We start from the raw sequence: 20,170 nt of genomic DNA, 5'->3' as shown, positions 1-20,170 counted from the left end.
TTTACTCTTCCTTTCTAGCCCCGATAAAATAAGTCACCTGCTCAAATGCCTTGGTCATCGCGTCAATATTTTCAATCCCCGCTAAGTCTTGCAGGACGATCTTTTTCCCTTTTGACCGCTCCTTTTCTGCAAAAGCAAAAGCTTCCAGTCTTTGTTCTTTGCTAAAAATCACAGCCTCCTGCGGCTCAACGATTTCTTTTGCATCGAGCGCTTCAAGAAGACGGTCTAGTCGAAGTCCGAACCCTGTAGCTGGTGCAGGTGCATCAAAATGAGCAAGCAATTGATCATATCTACCGCCGCTTCCGATGACCGACCCAACATCATCTGCAAATACTTCAAACAAAATACCCGTATAATAGCTCATATGACTCACCATGCTTAAATCTAAACGGATATATTCTGTACAGCCGTAATCTTCAAGTGTCTCCCAAAGCGACTTTAACTGTGCAAGCACCTCTTTTCCTTCTTGTGAAACGACGATTTCCTCTGCCCGCTCTATGACCTCTTGGCCGCCTCTTAACTCTAAAAGCTGTAACAGCCTGGTTTTATCGATGGAGGAAAGCGGTAATTGTTTCACATGCTGACGGTATCCTACATAATTCTTTTCATATAAGAAGCGGCGAAGGACGTTTGCACGCTCTGTATTTCCGAGTACATCGACAAATAACGTCTCTGCTAAAGCGACATGCCCGATCGCGATTTTGAAGGATTGAAGCCCGGCATTTTTCAAGGCAAATACGGCAAGCGCGATGACTTCAGCATCTGCACTAATCGAACCATCACCAATCAATTCAATTCCGACCTGCTCAAATTCTGACGGTCTTCCGCCTTCTCTTTCCTGGGCACGGAACACACTCGCTGCATACCCAACACGAAGCGGATACGCCTGCTGGTGAAGCTTGGAAGCCGCCACTCTTGCAATCGGACCCGTCATATCAGGTCTTAGTACAAGGGTTTGCCCGTTTTGATCAAGCAGTTTAAAAAGCTGTGTATCAGTAATCGCCGATTGAACACCGACTGTATCGTAAAATTCAAGCGTTGGTGTCTCCATCAAACGGAAACCCCAACCAGTCATGACCTCTGTTAAGGAATGTCTCACTTTTTTCTTCGTCTCATACAATCCAGGTAATGAATCCCGCATACCATATGGTTTCTCAAACATAAACATGTTCTTCCGCACCTCCAACACATTAAAACGAAAAATTCCGAATCCTTTAGTTCGCTAATATGATAATATGCTAACAAAATAAAGTGATTAAATCAATCATTTTTATTTCTCCCTATTTTCATCAACATATTCTGTAATTATTACATTCAAGTGACACCTGTGCCTTTTCTGCATGTTCAGTGAAAGAACGTGCTATAATACTTAAAAATATTCAATAACACAGGAGATTACAGTGAAGTTCATCCAGACATTAATCTTAACTTTGTTGTGCGCATGTCTTGTTTATTTCGGCTTTATATACGTTTCACAAATCGACCAAGTCAAGAAAACAGCTTCGCCGCAAGAAGCAGCAAAAGAAAAAGAAAACGATACGGCACTTGCGGCTGAAGAAACTCGTTCAACGAAAAAAGCAGAAACCACACATCAATCATTAAAAGGAAGCAAAAAAGCCATGGACGTCATCCTCTACAATCAAATGGATGCACCAAGGCTTTATAACGGATGCGAAGTCACGAGCTTAGCGATGCTGCTTCATTACAGCGGCTATGAGCATGTAACGAAAAACGAATTGGCAAATGAAGTAAAACGTGTTCCGCTCACTTATGAAAATGGCTTAAAAGGAGACCCTCATGACGGATTTGTAGGCAATATGGAGAAAGGACCGGGTCTTGGTGTTTACCATGAACCGATTTATCAGCTTGCGAAAAAATATGCGGGCGATCAAGTTGTCGACTTAACCGGAAAGCCTGTTAAAAAGGCCATCTATCAATCACTTGAAAAGGGCTATCCTGTCTGGGTGATTACGACATCCACCTTTGACAAAACAGATAACATCGAAACTTGGAATACACCAAATGGCAAAATAGATGTAAGCTTTAATGTGCATAGCGTGGTCATCACAGGCTATGACAAGGAGCATGTCTACTTGAATAATCCATACGGAGAAAAGAATCAGAAAGTCGACCGTGATCGGTTTGAAGATTCTTGGGAACAGATGGGCAGTCAGGCGATTATCATAAAAGCGTAAAAAAACAACCTCTATGCAGATAGAGGTTGTTTTTAATGATTTATTTTTCTAGTAATTCCTTCAGGCGGGCTTCAAGCTTTTCAGCTGTCATCGCACCTCCACCCAGGCTGAAGTATTCATCCCCTCTTTTTAATAAAAGTGTAGGATAGCCGTTCACATGAAGTTGATGAACCTTCGCAAAGTCGGCATACGCATCATTCATCGCTTCTTTTGTTTTCATGCGTTCAATGACTGCGTCAGGATCAAGATGATGCGCCAAAGCGATCTCCCGATACGCTTCTTCATCACTCAAGCTTTTTCCGTCTTGATAAAAAGCCTTTTGCATCGATGAAGCCAAGTACAATGCGCGCTCAGGTGCGATGGATCTTAATGCAGAAAAACCAATAGCCGCAGCCTCAGAGTTTAAAAGAAACGTTCCGTTTGCTAAAAGCTCCTGATAACGTTCACCAAACTCGACACCAGTCAGCTGACTAATACGCTGATTTGCTTCTGAAATGTGTGGATAATCCTTTATTGGAAGACTTCTTTCCCCCACAAATAAACCGCCCGACACAAGTGTTAGTGATATCTCCGGATGATTTTCATGCAAAGTCCGGATACTGTTTGAAAATCCATAACACCAGCCACAATACGCATCCCACACATAGATGAAAGACAATTCTTGCTTATTCAGCTTCAGATACAACGGTAAAACGTTCTCCAACATGGGCTGCCTGCTCCACTTCATCAACCAGCGCAATGGCGTAGTCAGCATAGCTTACATAGCTGTCACCTTTAGAATTGACAATCAGATGATCTTTCCCTTTTACGTAAGAACCTGTACGTTTGCCAGCTGGATGAAAGAATGCAGCTGGGCTGAGGAAGGTCCATTTTAATCCCTCTGTCTGTTGAAGATCTTTTAGGTTTTCTCCTTGCTGTGAAGCCGTAGCAGCATACTCTTTTGGAAACTCTGGTGTGTCCACTAGTCTTGTTGTTTTCGCCTCATCTACAAATAGACTTCCTGCTCCGCCTACAACGATCAAACGAGTCTCAGGTGCCTCTTTTAAAATATCGATCAGCTTTTTCCCAGCTTCTACGTGAAGATGCTCCCTTCCAGCAGGTGCGCCAAATGCATTTACAATCACATCAAAGCCTTTGATGTCTTCTGCTTGCAAGTGAAACACATCCTTCTCAAGTACAGCTAGTGATGAATCTGTCACCTTTTGTGCATCACGGACGATTGCCGTTACTTCATGTCCTCTTGATTGAGCCTCTTTCAAAATTTCTTGTCCTGCTTTACCTGTTGCGCCAATAATTCCAATTTTCATGTTAAATCCTCCTGCAATATGGTTTTATGTTGATAAAGAAAGGTGTAACTAATACGGTTACAACAGAGGTAAAAAAAATTGAATAGATCATCCAATTTTTTTGATTAGCACATGCGTTAGTTCACTTAATTTGATCTCAGCAAGTACTTGCTCCATCGCACTTTGAGCGCGGCATAAAATTAATTCAAGCACCGCTTGAATATTTGCACCGATCGGACAGTCAGGATTTGGGCTTTCATGAATTTGAAACAATTCTCCCTCATCCACGACTTCAACCGCTTTATACACATCGAGCAGTGTGATGTCGTCTTCACTGCGGTTCAGCTGAGAACCACCTTTGCCAAGACTCGTTGAGATTAGGCCTGCCTTTTTTAATTTACTCATAATGCGGCGGATGACCACTGGGTTTGTATTCACACTTCCCGCGATATCCTCCGATGTCTGTAATGATCCTTTTTCAAGTGATAGCAAGGCCAGAATATGGACAGCGACAGTAAATCTGCTGCTGATTTTCATGTTTTCTCACCTCTGTTGTAATCATTATAGTTACACCATGTCGCATTGTCAACAAAAAAGTCTGCCGAGCTACTCAGCAGACGTAGATTGACGTGCTTCCATTTCTTCTTTCGTATAAATCATGCGCATTGGATTTCCTCCAACAAATGAGCCTGCTGGCACATCCTTATGAACAAGTGTACCAGCCGATACGATCGCTCCATCCCCAATGGTCACACCAGGTAAAATAGTTGAATTAGCTCCAATTAAGACTTCATCACCAATATAGACTTCCCCAAGTCTGTACTCTTTAATCAAATACTCATGGGACAAGATGGTCGTGTTATAGCCGATCACACTATTTCGACCGACAGTGATTTTCTCAGGAAACATAAGATCAACCATCACCATTAAGGCAAACGCCGTATCCTCGCCAACCTTCATACGAAGAAAGGTTCGGTATATCCAATTTTTCATTCCCATAAAAGGCGTGTACCTTGCCATTTGAATAAAAATGAAGTTTTTCACCACTTTGAAAAAGGGAACTGTCCGATAGACTTGTCGTAGCGAATTGACCCCTTTTACAGGATAACGATCTGTTTTTCTCAACTTAATCAGCTCCAACAATCGCCAGGAGATCACTCATTTTCTTCAGCATGAAATCAGGGCGATGCTTTAAAAGGGCCTCTTCTCCCTTAATAGACCAAGCAACACCTGCCGTTTTTGTCCCTGCCGCTTGACCAGACAAAATGTCGTGATAATTATCACCGACCATCACCGCTTCATGCGGATCACTGCCAAGCTTTGATAATGCCAGTTGAACAGGCTCCGGATGCGGCTTTTCATTTTGTACATCATCGAGCGTCACAATGACCTCGAAGAACGGCTCCAAACCGGTCAGCTTCAATCCCATTAAAACCGTATCCCTTATCTTCGTTGTGACAATACCAAGCTTAAATCCTCGATCCTGCAGGACTTTCAATGTGTCTATAACGGTCTCATATTCAGTCACAAGCAGATCATGCTGTTTATGATTAAACGTGCGGTACATCTGAATCATATCATCCGTCAAATCAGGGTCCATCGCAGAGAATGTATCAAACAAGGACGGGCCAATGAAATGAAGAATATCCTCACGGCTGTACTGACCAGGGTAATAATGATCCAGCGTATGCTGAAATGAAGCAATAATTAATTCATTTGTATTGATTAATGTGCCATCTAAATCAAATAGCACTGTGTTGATCGTCGATTCGTTCATATAACTTCCTTTCTAACAGCTGCAAGTTCCCGTTTCCGCCAAATATAGCTAATAGCAGCTGTCAATAAAATTGCAGAAATCAGGCGTATGACAAGAAGCGGCCATACTGGAATACCAAGTGGAATAAAAATCAGCGTATCCTCGACCACCGCATGGCAGGCAACGAGGAAAATAAAGGCAAGAGTTAAGTCCTTTTTACTCACACCGTCCTCTTCCACTGCCTTCATCATCACGCCGGCTCCGTACGCCAGACCAATCGTTAATCCAGCCACCATCGTCATAGACGTATTCTCTTTCATTCCAAGCATTCTAGTAAAAGGTGACAGCCACTTAGACAGCGTATGAAGCCACCCTAAATCTCTCATGAATTGAATGATGATCATGAGAGGGATGACGATACAGGCGAGCTGGAGCACACCGAGTACAGCTTTTTGTAAAGCAAGAAGGACGATCATGTACCAGCTAGAAGGCACATCAGCCGCCTGAGCTGCCGTCAGCAGTCCATATTGCGCCGGCTCCTCGCCTCCCTGCCAAACGAGATGAATGACAATAGCCGAAATAACAGCAAGACTGATTCTGACCAACAAAATCACAGATACTCTCAGTCCAACCTTTGCTGCCACTGTCGATTCGATGATCAGGTTATGGCAAAAGGACAGCATCACTGCCAAAATAAACACTTCCTTCACAGGAAGCTCTAATGTCAAAATGGCTGCAATCCCCGCATACAAGTTCAGCATATTTCCTAATACAAGCGGAATAGCCGCTTCTCCCGAAAGACCAAACACCCCCATAAATGGCCGAATGAATTGTATGATCCAAGCCATTACAGGCGTATGCTGTAAGATACTGACGAGAATGGTAACTGGAAAGATGACTTTGCCAAGTGTCCAAGTTGTCGATAGCCCTGCTTTCAAGCCGTTTTTCCATGTCTCTCCCATCTCTTCTGATCCCCCCTGCTTAATTCGATGAGTTGTTCTCTTTATACGGAATCGATGCGTATCCTTTCATTCTTCTAAAGAAAATCAGTAGTACAGCCACTACGAATATCGCAATCGAAATCATCTGTGCGATTCGAAGATGCTCTGTCAGCATTAAGCTGTCTGTTCTCATCCCTTCAATGAAGAAACGGCCGATTGAATACCAAATTAAATAAGACAAGAAGATTTCGCCTCTTCTTAGCGATGTTCTGCGTAGTAAAATCAATATGACAACACCGGCAAGATTCCATAACGATTCGTATAAGAACGTCGGTTGATAATAGGTCCCATCAATATACATTTGATTAATGATAAACTCAGGCAGATGCAAATTTTCTAAAAAGGCTCTTGAAACTGCCTCACCATGCGCTTCTTGGTTAATAAAGTTCCCCCAGCGCCCAATTGCCTGCGCTAGTAAAATACTAGGTGCTGCGACGTCAGCTATTTTCCAAAAGGATACCTTTCTCACTTTTGTAAAAACGATGGCTGTCAGCACGGCACCGATCAGCCCGCCGTGAATCGCAATTCCACCATTCCAAATTTTAATGATTTCGTTTGGGTGCTGCTGATAGTAATCCCATTCGAAGGATACATAATAAATTCGTGCACAAATAATCGCTATTGGAATGGCAAATAAGATTAAGTCAATAAACATATCTTTATTGATTCCTCTTTTTTCACATTCTCTCAGTGCGAGCCAGAGTCCAAGCAAGGCCCCGACCCCAATAATCACACCATACCAATGAACCGAAATAGGTCCAAGCTGAAAAGCGATCGGATCAATTGGCTGAATTGCTTCGTTCATATAGTCAACTCCTATTCATCCTGCCCATTGTCTTCAATGACATCGGCAAGTTTACTTGTAAATTGTTCCGCTGCATTATGTCCCATACGTTTCAGTCTGAAGTTCATCGCAGCCACCTCAATGATGACAGCTAAGTTTCGACCTGGCCGTACAGGGATCGTCAGCTTCGGTACATCTGTATCGATGATTCGCATTTTCTCTTCTTCAAGTCCTAAACGATCATACTGTTTGCCTTGTTCCCAAAGCTCAAGGTTCATCACAATCGTAATTCTCTTATAGCTTCTGACAGCGCCTGCTCCAAATAAGGTCATCACATTAATAATGCCTAACCCGCGGATTTCTAAAAGATGTTCAATCAGCTCTGGTGCGCTCCCGACTAACGTATCCTGATCCTCTTGACGGATTTCCACGCAATCGTCTGCGACCAGCCGATGTCCCCTCTTCACTAATTCTAAGGCTGTTTCACTTTTTCCTACTCCGCTTTTCCCAATTAATAATACACCTACACCATATACATCTACGAGCACACCATGAATAGCAGTCGTTGGTGCAAGTTTACTTTCTAAAAAGTTGGTCAATCGACTCGAAAGTCTTGTCGTTTTTAGGCTAGATCGTAAAACGGGCACGCCATTTTCATTTGATGCTTCAATTAATTCCTTCGGGACATCACGATCTCGTGACAAAATAATTGCAGGGGTAATATCTGTACAAAGAGACATCATTCTCTGCTTTCGCTCGCGTTCTGGGAGCTGCTCAAAAAAAGAAAGCTCTGTTTTCCCTAAAAGTTGAACTCTTTCTTTTGGGTAATATGTAAAATAACCAGCCATTTCAATACCTGGTCTGGAAAGATCACTGATTGTAATGGGACGATTAATCCCTTCTTCCCCACTTACCAGTTCAAGATGAAATTGTTCCATTATGTCCTTCGTACGAACTTTCGGCACGCTTCTTCCTCCTTTTATCACAGGCGATTCAGAAATACAGCTCTATTTTATCACTTTCAATGATGAACCCAAAACAGTATTTTATCCTGTTCCTGTTTCACCGCTCTAACTGGTATAGACAACTATACTTAAAAAGAGTAAACTTAAAGCAAAGATAACGAATAAGGGGGCTCAAACATGAGCGGTTCTTTATTGCTCTCCAATATTCATATTGTGACAAAGACAAAGATCATTGAAAACGGTTTTGTCGGTTTACGCGATGGCAAGATTGACTATATTTCAACATCACCACCGACAGGAAATTATGAAAAAGTATATATTTCCCGGGAAAACTTTTATTTACTCCCCGGAATGATTGATATTCACATCCATGGAGGCTATGGTGCAGACATGATGGATGCGACGGCAGAAGCGATGAATACACTCGCTGACAACCTACCGTCAGAAGGAACGACAAGTTTTTTAGCGACAACCATCACACAAAACCATCATGAGATTGAGCAAGCACTTAAAAATGTCGCTCAGTGGAAACAAAGTAATGAAGCACAAGCAGGAAGTCAGGCACAATGTATAGGAATCCATCTCGAAGGTCCATTTATTTCTAAAAATAAGGCAGGGGCACAGCCTGTTCAATGGATTAAACAGCCGGACATCCCGCTTTTTAAAAAATGGCTGGATGCTTCTGATCAGCTCATTCGAATTGTCACGTTTGCGCCTGAGGAAGACACAGATTTTGCATTTCTTTCCCTATTACAGGAAAAGAACATTATCCCTTCTATTGGACATACGAATGCCCATCATGACATGATGAATTTAGCAGCTAAGCATGGTGCACGCCATGTAACGCATCTTTATAATGCACTGAGTTCATTTCAGCACCGTGAACCGAACGCTGTAGGTGCTGCACTTACGAATGAGAACCTTCATACCGAGCTGATCACAGATGGGATTCACTCCCATCCTCTTTCCATCAAGCTTGCGTATTTGGCGAAAGGAAGTGATCGTTTAATCATGATCACAGACTCGATGCGTGCAAAAGGACTCGGGAATGGAACGTACGAATTTGGCGGTCAGACGGTCACAGTCAGCGGCGAAAAAGCATTGCTGGACAATGGTACACTTGCAGGATCGATTTTGTTAATGAAAGATGGCGTCAAACGAATGAAACAGCTCACCGATTGTGAGTGGACAGAAATTGCGAAGATGACCTCAACCAATGCGGCCGCTCAGCTGGGACTTGACCAACAGCTAGGTTCGATCGAAGTTGGAAAACTAGCAGATTTGGTGATTTGGGATGAATCTGGTGAACTGATGATGACGATCTGCCGTGGACAAATCGTCTTTGTAAAAAAGGAGGCCAACCACTAATGAACATCATCGAATTTGAAAGCAAAGATCAATTAGGAAAAGAAGCAGCTGCCATTATTGCAAGGACAATAGCTGCTAAACCCGATGCCGTACTCGGCCTAGCAACGGGCGGTACACCGATTGATACTTACAAAGAGTTAATTCAACTTCATCAAGCGCGTCAATTGTCTTTCAAGCAAACAAAAACAATCAATTTAGATGAATATGCAGGACTTGATCCAGAACACGAAAATAGTTATATGACCTACATGAAACGTCATTTATTTGATCATATTGATCTCCCTCACGATCAGTATTTTCTTCCAAATGGCAATGCAGCTCATTTAGAAAAGGAATGCTTAAGATATGACCAGCTCATTGAGAATGTGGGCGGTATCGATCTTCAGCTCCTTGGAATCGGTCAAAATGGACATATCGGTTTTAACGAACCAGGTACACCTTTCAACTCAAAGACTCATGTCGTGCAGTTAGATGAAAACACAAGACAGGCCAATGCAAGATACTTTTCTTCTATTGATGAGGTACCTACACATGCCATCACGATGGGAATTGCGAGCATTCTTTCAAGTAAAAAGATTCTCCTTCTTGCTTCAGGAAAATCAAAAGCGAAAGTGATACAATATTTAGAACAGGCAGAGATTCATCCAGACTTCCCAGCATCTGCACTGAAACTTCATGAAGATGTAACGGTTTTGATTGATCGAGAAGCTGGATCACTACGCTAAAAACGAGAGGATTTTCACATGTTTATTGATAAGCAGTCACCTATTCCGATGTACCATCAGATTATGGAGAACCTGAAAAAACAGATTGAGGATGGAACATTAGCACCTGATACACTCATTCCTTCTGAAAGAGAATATGCCGAACGCTTTGGTATTAGCCGAATGACTGTCAGACAAGCCTTATCGAATCTTGTGAACGAAGGATATTTGTATCGACAAAAAGGAAAAGGCACCTTTGTTAGCCGAAAAAAATTTGAACAGCCGCTTCAAGGCTTAACAAGCTTTTCAGAGGATATGCGCCAGCGTGGACTCAAAGCATCAAGCCAGCTGATTGACTTCAAAAAAACCGCATGTCCAGAGCACTTGCTGCCAGTCTTACATCTGTCAAATAGCGATGCAGTATTTGAGCTCAAACGGATACGCCTTGCAAATGATGAACCGATGGCGATTGAAACGAGCTATATACCTGAAAGATTTGCCGGAGATTTAACAAAGAAACATTTAACTGGCTCTTTATATGAATATATAGAAACTCACACTGGCCATGTCATTGCCCATGCAAAACAGGAACTTGAAGCCAATGTTGCGTCAAAGGAAGAAGCAAACTTGCTGTCTATTTCAACAGGCGATCCTGTGCTGTCAATAACAAGAACGACTTTTTTTCAACAAGACATTCCATTTGAGTATGTCGTTTCTGTTTATAGAGGGGATCGTTACAAGCTCATTCATACAATGGAAAGATAAACAGTGCCCCTGACACGGAGCACTGTTTTTTATTTCCTAAGAAATTTTGTTTCATCATCATCTTTTGTATGAATTTTCCATATAGGTGAGATGGCTTTTCCTTGAAAACGATCTTTTGCTACAGTGTACCAATAATAATCTTCATTTGGCTTTAAGCCCTTCCACTCAAAGCTCGCTTTTTTGCCGCTTTTTATGCCTCGCGCCTCTCCTAGAAGAACATTCGTATACACATTGAGTTCAAAATAATTGGTTTTGACAGATTTCATTTTCGGTGTCAAATCCACATCGATTGAAAATTCATCTTGATCTCCATACGTTTTAGGATCATAAAAATGCTCTTGATTCAAGTAAGGAGAGTATGTCGTAAAGTGAAGCTGATTTTTTTCTTGATCGGCTGTTATCACCCTCATAAACCCTTGACCACCTTCAGGTCCTGACTGATAATCGGCGAGTATTTGATATACTTTCCTGTCTACTTTTCCATCATGGTCATCATCAAGCTCATCTACTTTCCTGCTTGCTCCATGGTAATGACCGCTAAATACGGCCACAATATTAGGATGGCGTTTCACCACTTGGTGGAAGATGAGGTCACCAATCGGGCTTCGGTTGCCGCTCACTAACAAATACTCATGGAAATTTAAAATGACGATACGATCTGGATGCTCAGAAATTACACGGTTTAACCAATCAATTTCATCTTGCTTAATCCCCCAGCCCATGTACACCATCATATAATCATTGCCGCCGTCAGAGATGAGATCATAATGACCTTTATTGTTTCGATAGGATTCACCATAGTAAGGCTTATCAGCAAAGCGTTTTTCCCCGAAATATTTCCCGTATTCCGCATATAAACCGTCCTTGTGTCTAACATCATGATTTCCTGCTAAAACACCATAGGGAATGTGATTCTCATCTAATACACGCATAAATGTATCAGCACGGTGCCATTGCTTATCCTTTGAATCATCCACAATATCGCCTGTATGGAACACATATTGAATGTTTAATTTTTCCCTCTGATCTCTGATCCATTCGACCATTTGTTTAAAGATATGAGGATAGCTCTTTGCATAATATTGAGTGTCAGACATCCATACCATCTTATATGGCTTTTGCGATTTGCTGATTTCATCCTGTACTAGCAAATCAAACGTTTGATTCTTCATGTACTGTCTCACTGACAGCAGCCCTTTCAGGTAAAATTCCTTTGAGTCTTTGGCAAAGTGATGAGTGATTTTATCCCACTTTTCCTGCTGGTGATTCCATGCGTACATTGTCACCTTTCTACCTGACAGTGAACTCCCTTTCCATACAGCTTCGACGACATCCTTTTCACGCACATCATGATGAACCTTAATTTGAAACCGGTGATAAGGAAAACGCTGTAAATCCTTCGTTTCAACTGCCTTCCCATCAACAAATGCAATGCGGTTCCTTTCTTGATCAGAAAAAATCATTTCCCCTTTTTGGAGATAACTCTTTGGCGGTTCTGTCTCTGCTGCATATTTAAAAATCTTCATTGAAGGATGCAGCGATGTATATTGATAGGCACGATAAAAAGAGTAATCTAACTTATCATTCGTTGGATCCTTGGTTAGCACAGTTTGCTTTGATGATTTCATTTTCGTCTTATCTGCCACCCGTTCTGGTGTTTCAGGATGCTCATGTACCGTCTTGAACTCTTTTTTCAACGTCGACATGTTCCCAGCAGCGTCTTTTGCTTTGATCGTAAACGTGTGCTTCCCAGGCTTTAATTCACTAGAGGAGGTCTGATATGGCAAAGAAACTGGTTTGCCATCTACATATGCCTTCAACTCCTCTATGTCACTCCAACGATCCGTTACTTTTGCTTTTAATGTAAAGGCGCCTTTATATTGATCCTTTGCTTGTACGTTGATTTTGATTCTCGGCCCAGTGTTATCAACTTTCACACGTACTGAAGCATGCTCGTCTGGGGTTTTGGCCTCAATTAGGTGCGGCCCTTCTTTCAGCCTTTTTGTGTCCCACTTTATATAGGTTGAGACATAAGCCTCTTGTGGAATCTCAAATTGAAACGTTCTAACCTTTTTTGCGTTCCCGCTGTCTCCCATTCTCCATTCTTTTTGCGGCTTCGCATTGATTGGCGGAATTTGTGTTCCATTCGATAAGATCATCCTGACGTTTTTCAATTCAAAATCATCATGATTCTCTCCAGGAAGCCGGTCCATCGGAGAAGACTTGGTGCCAGCGTGGAAAGAGATCGTTTGGAGACCTGCCTTTTTTATCTCTTCTTCGGGTATTGGCATTGTATAGGTACGATACACTTTTGTCGAATCATCAAAAATAGAAAGTAAACGCTTACCTATAGACACACCATTTTTAAAATATAAATTTGTTCCTTTGACATCGAATGCGATATATGGATCTGCTTCAAGGGCAGAGGATACTTGCTGATTCCGTTTTCCATCTATCCTCAATTCGATGTTTTTTTTCTGATCAGACGTTGCCTTTAATGAAAATAACCCTGAAACCGTATCTCCCTCTTCTACATTGAATCGGAGACCGTGGGCTTTGCTGACCTGCTCCACATCAATCGTCTTTTTCAACGTCTCGGCTTCATTTTCGCCGTCTGACGCTTCAAGCTGATATTCCAATTGTTCTTTCCCAATCAACTCAGGTGAATAAATAATATGATGAAATAACCGGTCATTATGGTCTTTTTGCAGCAGTATTTCCTTAAACGGATCTTTTCGATTCGTTCGATAGCGCAGCTTGACGGTTTTCACGGCCTGATCATCTTGGACATCTGCTTTAATCTCTACACTTTCAGTTGGTTTCACCGGTTTCCTTACCGTCATATCTTCAATCACAGGTTTATGGATATCTTGAGTAATTTCCTTTTTCTCAGATGGAATTTGTGCTTTTAGCACTTTACCTGGAGTGGGTTCTTCCTCAATTTTCGAGATCAGCTTCATCTGCGTAGTACCATCCATTGGATACTTAAACAGCAAGGATTTATGCTCGCTAAACCATAATGGCTTCAAACGAAATGCGGCAGAAGAAATCTCTTCACCTATATTTGTTGTGATTGAAACAAGACGAGATTTAGAGTTGGACAGCCCTTTGCTCTCGATAATGGATAGATGCTCGCCCTCTTTTAATTGGCTTTTGTACATGGCATTAAAGTCCGCTGCAGTTAAATGCTCCTGCCCTTTCTTTCTCAGCCAGAATACATAAGGTTTTCCAGGTGAAATGGTGACTGGATTTGTGTGAAAGGAATATACATCATCCATTTCGATGCCCTGTGCAGGATTGCGGTAGCGGAGCTGATAATGTTTAAGAGAGATAGGCGCATGTGTCGTGTTATACACTTCGATAAACTCAAAAGCATCTTTGCCTTTTCGGTTTTTTGAATTGACGACAATTTCTGTGATGAATAAGTCCGGAATATGCGAAAGATCCTCTTCAAATCCATTCAAATGAACCGATTTCTCAGCCGTTTTGATCACTGATTTTTGCGTAAGGAACTCTGTATAGTAACGAACGGTTGGATTCCATAATTGATCTGGCGGAATTTTCGCTGTAAATTCTGGCTTCATTCCTGGCAGCCGTTCCATTGGAATCAAGCGGTACCCCAGTTCATCACTTTGTTTATAGTACAAGTTCGCAGACAAAATCTGTTCTTGGTCACTAATGGACGCACGAAACTGTAGATCATGGCTTTTTCCTAGAACCGGGCGGACGTCCACATGAAATTGGTCAAAGATAAAAGGAGAAAAAGGCTTGTCCGGTACATTCACTTCTGTTTGAAGAAAAGGCCCTGCTGAAGCAGGCTGACTGAAACAAAAAAGAATGTTAAAAAAACATAAAAGCATGATTTGTCTGCTCACGTTCACCATCTTGCACCGCCTCCCTTCGGATATTGTGTCTCCTGAAGGTCGTTTTTATGTCAGATGGAACGGAGAAACGATACAAATTTGCACAAAAAAACCGTTAGCTTTTTTTCGCTAACGGCTCTACAATTCCTTTTTGTATCAACAGATGGAAAATGGATAAAATGACAGCCATCCAAATGGCCGTTCCGAACCCATCAATGTTAAAGCTATCTCCCATAAAGCTCGATGTCATCATGAGTGTAATCGCATTGATGACAAATAAGAACAATCCAAGTGAAAGGACGGTCACTGGAAGCGTTAAAATGATCAAAAACGGCTTCACTAAAATATTGAGCAAGGACAAAATGATACTTGCCACAATGGCTGCGCCAAACCCTTCAATATACACGCTACCGAGCCCAGGCAGAATGCCCGAATCAAAATATCCCGCAATGACGATTAAAAGTAATGCATTTACTAAAATACTGACGATCCATCTAAGCATTTATTTAGTGCCTTCTTCCGGAACAACAAAATACCAGATGAAGTAGATCAGGAAGATCGGCATAAATGCTGTCAAAAATCCGATGATGACGGTTAAAATGCGAAGCAGGGATGCATCCACACTTAAATATTCCGCAAGTCCACCAACAACACCCGCTATTTTTTTATCTGTTGCTGAACGATAAAGCTTCTTCATGTAGAATCACTCCTTGTCTGATTGGTGCTTTACTTGTATTGAGCCTGTTTTTGTTTCTGCAAAAATGGATATACTGTGCACCGCTTGTTGATTGGCTTTGATCATTTTCTCTTTTTGTAATGTTTCATTTTTTTCTTTAATCATCTCTGCATCAAGTAATTCGTGAGAGATAGACCCGAGATTGCTTTTCAGCTCAGCGGTTACTGCACATTCACGCGGAATCTGAACGTCCACACTGCCTGTTGTCGTTTTCGCATAGATGGAACGGCACTTTTCATCTGACAGCTGAACAGCAATATTTCCATTAAAGCTTTGAGCATCAATTGATTCACTTTTCCCGCGCAGGTCTATGAGCCCATTGATGGTTTCTACTTCAATCATACCACACTCGTGATCTGCCAGTTTGATTTGTCCGTTTGCTGTTTCAATTCCGACTTTTTCTGCTTGTAACGAAGCAAAAGAGACAACCCCATTTGTCGTTTTCGCGGCAAGTTCTTTTGTCTTTAGCTTTTCCCCGCGAATCGGTCCATTAAACAGCTTGACCTTGATCTTATCGTATTGGATACGCGGTACGTATAATGTAACATTGACTTTCATCGTCTTCTTTTCGGTTCGAATAAAAAATTTATCTCCCTCAAGCCCGCAGTCCAATTGATTGAGAAATTGCTGTCTTGCCTGCTCCCCATCCTCTGCACGGTAAATTTTCGCATGACACTCTGCTCGAATATCTCGATCGTCCCAAGGCATCACGTTGAGGCTGCCGTTCGCCAATTGAATATCTAAATGGGAAAGCGATGCGTCCTTGAACTGAAAAATGTGCTCAACATCAACGGACTGTCCAAAGTTCAAATCAAGATCCACGTCTTTTACCTTTTTCACCGCAGAGTCTAACCAGCCAAACAGCTTTGCCCCAAGATTTTCGGTGCCGTTTCCTTTGCTCTCTGCTCCAGCTTTTTCTTCATGAAAGGTGTGATCAGCCGCAGACTTTTCTAATGAGACTGACTGACCTTCTTCTAGTTTTTCCAGCAGCGTAATTGCTTCTTTTGCTGATAATACTCCGTCTTCTACTAATTTTAAAATTCGTTCTTTTTCATTCATACAAAGCCCTCCTAAGATTTGATGGATTGAAGTACTTTAATCCCTTGAATGATATTCCAAATGACAGAGATCAAAAAGCCAATGACTACTAAAAAAGACAAGATGAACACCGTGATGACTGGAATGAGCGAGTCACCTGCCTGTGTCGTCAATAAAAATGGGATAGACCCAAAAATCAACAGAATGCACGCTGCGACCGGCAAAAGATGTGACCATAATGCCCGCAATGCGTGCCGCTTCGTTTGCTTTTGATCTACTACAAAAAACGCCACGATCGGTACGATAAACGGCATAAAAAATACACTAAAGTAACAAATAGAAGCAATAATCGACTGATCTCTATTCATATATATTCGCTCCTTCATAACGAAAATTCCTTTCTAACTCATACGTTTATTGCGTATAAAAAGTTTCAAAATCATTCGATTTACATATGACCTTAGACACAAATTATTTCTTTTTGCACCTAAGAGTAGATTCTTCACAGATTACCCTTTAAAATATGTTGAAAAGATGGTGATTATCATTATAGGGGGTAATTATTTTGACAGATCATCATAATTCAAAACATACGGCTCAAACGCTTTTAGACCTTATACAGAAACAGAAAAGCATGAACAGCGATATGATCAAGGAGCTTGAGACCATTCATCCGTCTCATCCAAAGTATGGTGATATCCGTTATTTAAAGGTACTGCTCGACAGCAGCAGCACCCATATTTTAAAGGATTTAACGCACCTCAGTAATTTAATGCCGAAGGAAGATGTGCAGTAAAAGAAAAACCCCTCTTATCGAGGGGTTTTCTTTATGAAGAAGTCACACTTTCCGTTTCTTTAACCAACTGTTTCATGCGCTTACGGTCACGCTCTAAAATAGGCTTCAAGTATTGACCTGTGTAAGATGCTTCTTCTTTTGCAATGTGCTCAGGAGTGCCAGAAGCAATGATCGTTCCGCCGCCTGCACCGCCTTCTGGTCCGAGATCAACAAGGTAATCAGCAGCCTTGATAATATCAAGGTTGTGCTCAATGACCAACACCGTATCTCCGTTTTCAACCAAACGCTGAAGCACTTTTAATAAACGGGCAATATCATCCACATGCAGTCCAGTTGTCGGCTCATCCAAAATATAAAGAGACCTTCCGTTTGAACGGCGGTGAAGCTCAGATGCCAATTTCACGCGCTGCGCCTCTCCTCCTGACAATGTCGTTGCAGGCTGTCCAAGTGTAATGTATCCTAGCCCAACATCATAAATCGTTTGAAGCTTCCGCTTAATTTTCGGGATATTCTCGAAAAATTGGAGTGCGTCCTCCACGGTCATTTCAAGCACATCAGCAATGTTTTTTCCTTTATATGTGACCTCGAGTGTTTCGCGGTTATAACGTTTCCCGTGGCACACTTCACAAGGCACATACACATCTGGCAAAAAGTGCATTTCAATTTTAATGATGCCGTCCCCGCGACACGCCTCACAGCGGCCGCCTTTGACATTAAAGCTGAATCTGCCTTTTTTATAGCCTCGTACCTTTGCTTCGTTGGTCTGTGCAAACACATCCCGCACATCATCAAAGACACCTGTATACGTGGCAGGGTTGGATCTTGGTGTACGGCCAATTGGAGATTGATCAATATCAATGACCTTATCTAAATGATCCATTCCTTTGATTTCTTTGTGCTGCCCTGGCTTCGCCTTCGCTCTGTGCAATTTTTGTGAAAGTGATTTTAATAGAATTTCATTCACAAGCGTACTTTTCCCTGAGCCGGATACTCCGGTTACAGCTGTAAAGACGCCCAGAGGAAACTTCGCATTCACGTTTTTCAGATTGTTTTCTTTTGCACCTTTTATTTCAATATAGCGGCCGTCTGGTTTTCTTCTCTCAATTGGCAGCGGGATAAATTTCTCACCAGATAAATATTGCCCTGTTAAGGATTTCGGGTCCTTCATGACTTCTTCTGGCGTTCCAGCAGAAATCACTTCTCCTCCATGAACTCCTGCTCCAGGTCCAATATCTATTAAATAATCAGCGGCTAGCATAGTATCTTCATCATGCTCCACGACAATCAGTGTGTTCCCGATGTCGCGCATGTTTTTTAACGTCCCGATCAACCGGTCATTATCGCGCTGATGCAGACCAATGGATGGTTCATCTAATATATAAAGAACACCTGTAAGCCTTGACCCGATTTGAGTTGCCAGGCGAATCCGCTGCGCCTCCCCGCCTGATAGTGTGCCAGCCGACCGGCTCAAATTCAGATAATCTAATCCCACATTATTTAAGAAGGACAAACGCTCTTTGATTTCACGTAAAATGAGCTGAGCAATCTGCATATCTTTCTCAGATAACTCGATTTTTTCATAGAAATCAAGGGCATCAGAGACAGACAAATCGGTGATTTCCCCGATATGCTTGCCATTGATGAGAACCGCCAGCGTTTCTTTTTTCAGACGATACCCTTTACATGTCGGACATGGCTGATTGGCCATATATTTTTCCATTTGCTCACGAATATAATCAGAGCTGGTTTCCTTATAACGCCGCTCAATATTACGAAGAACGCCTTCAAACTCAATTTCATTTTCACGTACCTGACCAAAATCATTTTCGTATTTAAAATAAATCCGTTCAGATCCGCTTCCATATAAAATTTTATCAAATAAATGCGATGGGATATCTTTTACTGGAATGTCCATGTCGATACCATAATGTGTACATACAGCCTCAAGAAGCTGCGGATAGTATTGCGAGCTTTGCGGCTCCCATGGTGCAATGGCATGCTGCCGTAAAGTCAGATCCTTATTAGGAATGACAAGCTCAGGGTCGACTTCCAGTTTAGAACCAAGCCCATCACAGCTCGGACAGGCACCGAAAGGACTATTAAATGAAAACATTCTCGGCTCAAGCTCACCGATAGAGAATCCGCAGTGCGGACAAGCATGATGTTCGCTGAATAACAGCTCTTCTTGTCCAATCACATCAATCATCACTCGGCCTTCGCCTAACCGCAGCGCAGTTTCAAGAGAGTCAGACAAACGAGCAGCAACGCCTTCTTTGACCACAATTCGATCAATGACCACTTCAATGGAATGCTTCTTGTTCTTTTCAAGCTCGATATCTTCTGAAAGGTCTTCCATCTCTCCATCGACTCTCACTCGCACATAGCCCTGCTTCCGAATTTGATCAAGTACTTTCACATGTGTTCCTTTGCGGCCGGATACAACTGGCGCAAGCACTTGCAATTTTGTTCTTTCTGGATATTCTAAAATACGATCTGTCATCTGCTCAATCGTTTGTGACGTAATTTCGATCCCGTGTATAGGACAAATAGGTTTTCCGACTCGAGCATACAAGAGACGCAAGTAATCATAAATTTCAGTGACAGTACCAACTGTTGATCTAGGGTTCCGGCTCGTCGTTTTCTGGTCAATACTAATCGCCGGAGAAAGACCTTCAATGGCATCTACATCCGGTTTATCCATTTGCCCAAGAAATTGGCGTGCATACGCTGAAAGAGATTCAACGTACCTGCGCTGACCTTCTGCATAAATGGTATCAAAGGCAAGTGACGATTTTCCTGAACCAGATAATCCCGTAATGACCACTAGCTGGTCACGCGGGATATTGACATCAATATTTTTAAGGTTGTGGGCTCTAGCACCTTTCACCTCTATTCGTTCCATAGCCATCAGGC

General features: G+C 42.1%; 20 protein-coding genes. 5 read left to right on the top strand and 15 right to left on the bottom strand.

What is annotated here, in order from left to right; genetic code table 11:
- Position 1: 1 nt before the first annotated feature.
- Positions 2-1,168: an ATP phosphoribosyltransferase regulatory subunit gene (locus tag NSS92_RS17245; protein WP_340869536.1), complete on the bottom strand. Its 1,167-nt coding sequence runs from the start codon at positions 1,166-1,168 to the stop codon at positions 2-4.
- A 232-nt stretch (positions 1,169-1,400) separates the two neighbouring features.
- Here NSS92_RS17245 and NSS92_RS17240 point away from each other — a divergent pair, with 232 nt between their 5' ends.
- The gene (locus NSS92_RS17240; RefSeq protein ID WP_340869534.1) at positions 1,401-2,195 is read left to right on the top strand and encodes a C39 family peptidase; all 795 of its coding nucleotides are present in this window, start codon (positions 1,401-1,403) and stop codon (positions 2,193-2,195) included.
- A gap of 40 nt (positions 2,196-2,235) precedes the next feature.
- Here NSS92_RS17240 and NSS92_RS17235 read toward each other — a convergent pair whose 3' ends face one another.
- From NSS92_RS17235 to hprK, 8 genes are all read right to left on the bottom strand, one after another.
- The gene (locus tag NSS92_RS17235) at positions 2,236-2,868 is read right to left on the bottom strand and encodes a DsbA family protein (RefSeq protein ID WP_340870065.1); all 633 of its coding nucleotides are present in this window, start codon (positions 2,866-2,868) and stop codon (positions 2,236-2,238) included.
- Positions 2,861-3,502 (bottom strand): NAD(P)-dependent oxidoreductase, encoded by a 642-nt coding sequence (locus tag NSS92_RS17230; RefSeq protein ID WP_340869532.1) that lies wholly within the window; start codon positions 3,500-3,502, stop codon positions 2,861-2,863. Before NSS92_RS17230 ends, NSS92_RS17235 begins: the two co-directional genes overlap by 8 nt.
- 87 nt (positions 3,503-3,589) lie before the next feature.
- Positions 3,590-4,018, bottom strand: a complete 429-nt coding sequence (locus tag NSS92_RS17225; RefSeq protein WP_024423567.1) for an Rrf2 family transcriptional regulator — start codon at positions 4,016-4,018, stop codon at positions 3,590-3,592.
- Positions 4,019-4,087: 69 nt separating this feature from the next.
- Positions 4,088-4,606, bottom strand: a complete 519-nt coding sequence (locus tag NSS92_RS17220; RefSeq protein WP_024423568.1) for an acyltransferase — start codon at positions 4,604-4,606, stop codon at positions 4,088-4,090.
- 1 nt (position 4,607) lies between these two features.
- The gene (gene ppaX / locus NSS92_RS17215) at positions 4,608-5,258 is read right to left on the bottom strand and encodes a pyrophosphatase PpaX (RefSeq protein WP_024423569.1); all 651 of its coding nucleotides are present in this window, start codon (positions 5,256-5,258) and stop codon (positions 4,608-4,610) included.
- Positions 5,255-6,199 (bottom strand): nucleoside recognition domain-containing protein, encoded by a 945-nt coding sequence (locus NSS92_RS17210; protein ID WP_340869529.1) that lies wholly within the window; start codon positions 6,197-6,199, stop codon positions 5,255-5,257. The genes ppaX and NSS92_RS17210 overlap by 4 nt, the downstream gene beginning before the upstream one ends.
- A gap of 19 nt (positions 6,200-6,218) precedes the next feature.
- Positions 6,219-7,043 carry a prolipoprotein diacylglyceryl transferase gene (gene lgt / locus NSS92_RS17205; RefSeq protein ID WP_340869528.1) on the bottom strand — a complete coding sequence of 275 codons (825 nt, stop codon included), beginning with the start codon at positions 7,041-7,043 and terminating at the stop codon, positions 6,219-6,221.
- Positions 7,044-7,054: 11 nt separating this feature from the next.
- Positions 7,055-7,987, bottom strand: coding sequence for an HPr(Ser) kinase/phosphatase (gene hprK, locus NSS92_RS17200; protein WP_024423572.1), 933 nt, complete (start codon positions 7,985-7,987; stop codon positions 7,055-7,057).
- Positions 7,988-8,164: 177 nt separating this feature from the next.
- Between hprK and nagA the strand changes: the two genes are divergently transcribed.
- Genes nagA through NSS92_RS17185 form a run of 3 tightly spaced genes read left to right on the top strand, consistent with a single transcriptional unit; the run spans position 8,165 to position 10,824 of the window.
- A complete protein-coding gene (gene nagA / locus NSS92_RS17195) occupies positions 8,165-9,355 on the top strand; it encodes an N-acetylglucosamine-6-phosphate deacetylase (RefSeq protein ID WP_340869523.1) in 1,191 nt (396 codons plus the stop codon).
- On the top strand, positions 9,355-10,080 hold the full coding sequence (gene nagB / locus NSS92_RS17190; RefSeq protein ID WP_340869521.1) for a glucosamine-6-phosphate deaminase: 726 nt from the start codon (positions 9,355-9,357) through the stop codon (positions 10,078-10,080). The genes nagA and nagB overlap by 1 nt, the downstream gene beginning before the upstream one ends.
- Positions 10,081-10,098: 18 nt before the next feature.
- Positions 10,099-10,824, top strand: coding sequence for a GntR family transcriptional regulator (locus NSS92_RS17185; RefSeq protein ID WP_340869519.1), 726 nt, complete (start codon positions 10,099-10,101; stop codon positions 10,822-10,824).
- 29 nt (positions 10,825-10,853) lie between these two features.
- On the opposite strand, the gene NSS92_RS17180 is transcribed toward NSS92_RS17185, so the two are convergent.
- The 5 genes from NSS92_RS17180 to NSS92_RS17160 form a co-directional block, all read right to left on the bottom strand.
- A complete protein-coding gene (locus NSS92_RS17180; RefSeq protein WP_340869516.1) occupies positions 10,854-14,708 on the bottom strand; it encodes a metallophosphoesterase in 3,855 nt (1,284 codons plus the stop codon).
- A 94-nt stretch (positions 14,709-14,802) separates the two neighbouring features.
- Positions 14,803-15,189 (bottom strand): phage holin family protein, encoded by a 387-nt coding sequence (locus tag NSS92_RS17175; RefSeq protein ID WP_024423577.1) that lies wholly within the window; start codon positions 15,187-15,189, stop codon positions 14,803-14,805.
- Positions 15,190-15,384: a PspC domain-containing protein gene (locus NSS92_RS17170; protein WP_024423578.1), complete on the bottom strand. Its 195-nt coding sequence runs from the start codon at positions 15,382-15,384 to the stop codon at positions 15,190-15,192.
- A 6-nt stretch (positions 15,385-15,390) separates the two neighbouring features.
- On the bottom strand, positions 15,391-16,482 hold the full coding sequence (locus NSS92_RS17165; RefSeq protein WP_340869513.1) for a DUF4097 family beta strand repeat-containing protein: 1,092 nt from the start codon (positions 16,480-16,482) through the stop codon (positions 15,391-15,393).
- A gap of 11 nt (positions 16,483-16,493) precedes the next feature.
- Positions 16,494-16,829: a hypothetical protein gene (locus NSS92_RS17160; protein ID WP_267586720.1), complete on the bottom strand. Its 336-nt coding sequence runs from the start codon at positions 16,827-16,829 to the stop codon at positions 16,494-16,496.
- Positions 16,830-17,026: 197 nt separating this feature from the next.
- Between NSS92_RS17160 and NSS92_RS17155 the strand changes: the two genes are divergently transcribed.
- Positions 17,027-17,257, top strand: a complete 231-nt coding sequence (locus tag NSS92_RS17155; protein WP_024427654.1) for a hypothetical protein — start codon at positions 17,027-17,029, stop codon at positions 17,255-17,257.
- 31 nt (positions 17,258-17,288) lie between these two features.
- On the opposite strand, the gene uvrA is transcribed toward NSS92_RS17155, so the two are convergent.
- Positions 17,289-20,165, bottom strand: a complete 2,877-nt coding sequence (gene uvrA, locus NSS92_RS17150) for an excinuclease ABC subunit UvrA (protein WP_048237530.1) — start codon at positions 20,163-20,165, stop codon at positions 17,289-17,291.
- Between the last annotated feature and the right edge of the window lie 5 nt (positions 20,166-20,170).

It is taken from the genome of Bacillus sp. FSL M8-0166, from assembly GCF_038008825.1.
Lineage (GTDB): Bacteria > Bacillota > Bacilli > Bacillales > Bacillaceae > Bacillus > Bacillus safensis.
The sequence above is the reverse complement of the archived record's forward strand: the minus strand, read 5'-3'. Positions and strand labels throughout refer to the sequence as shown.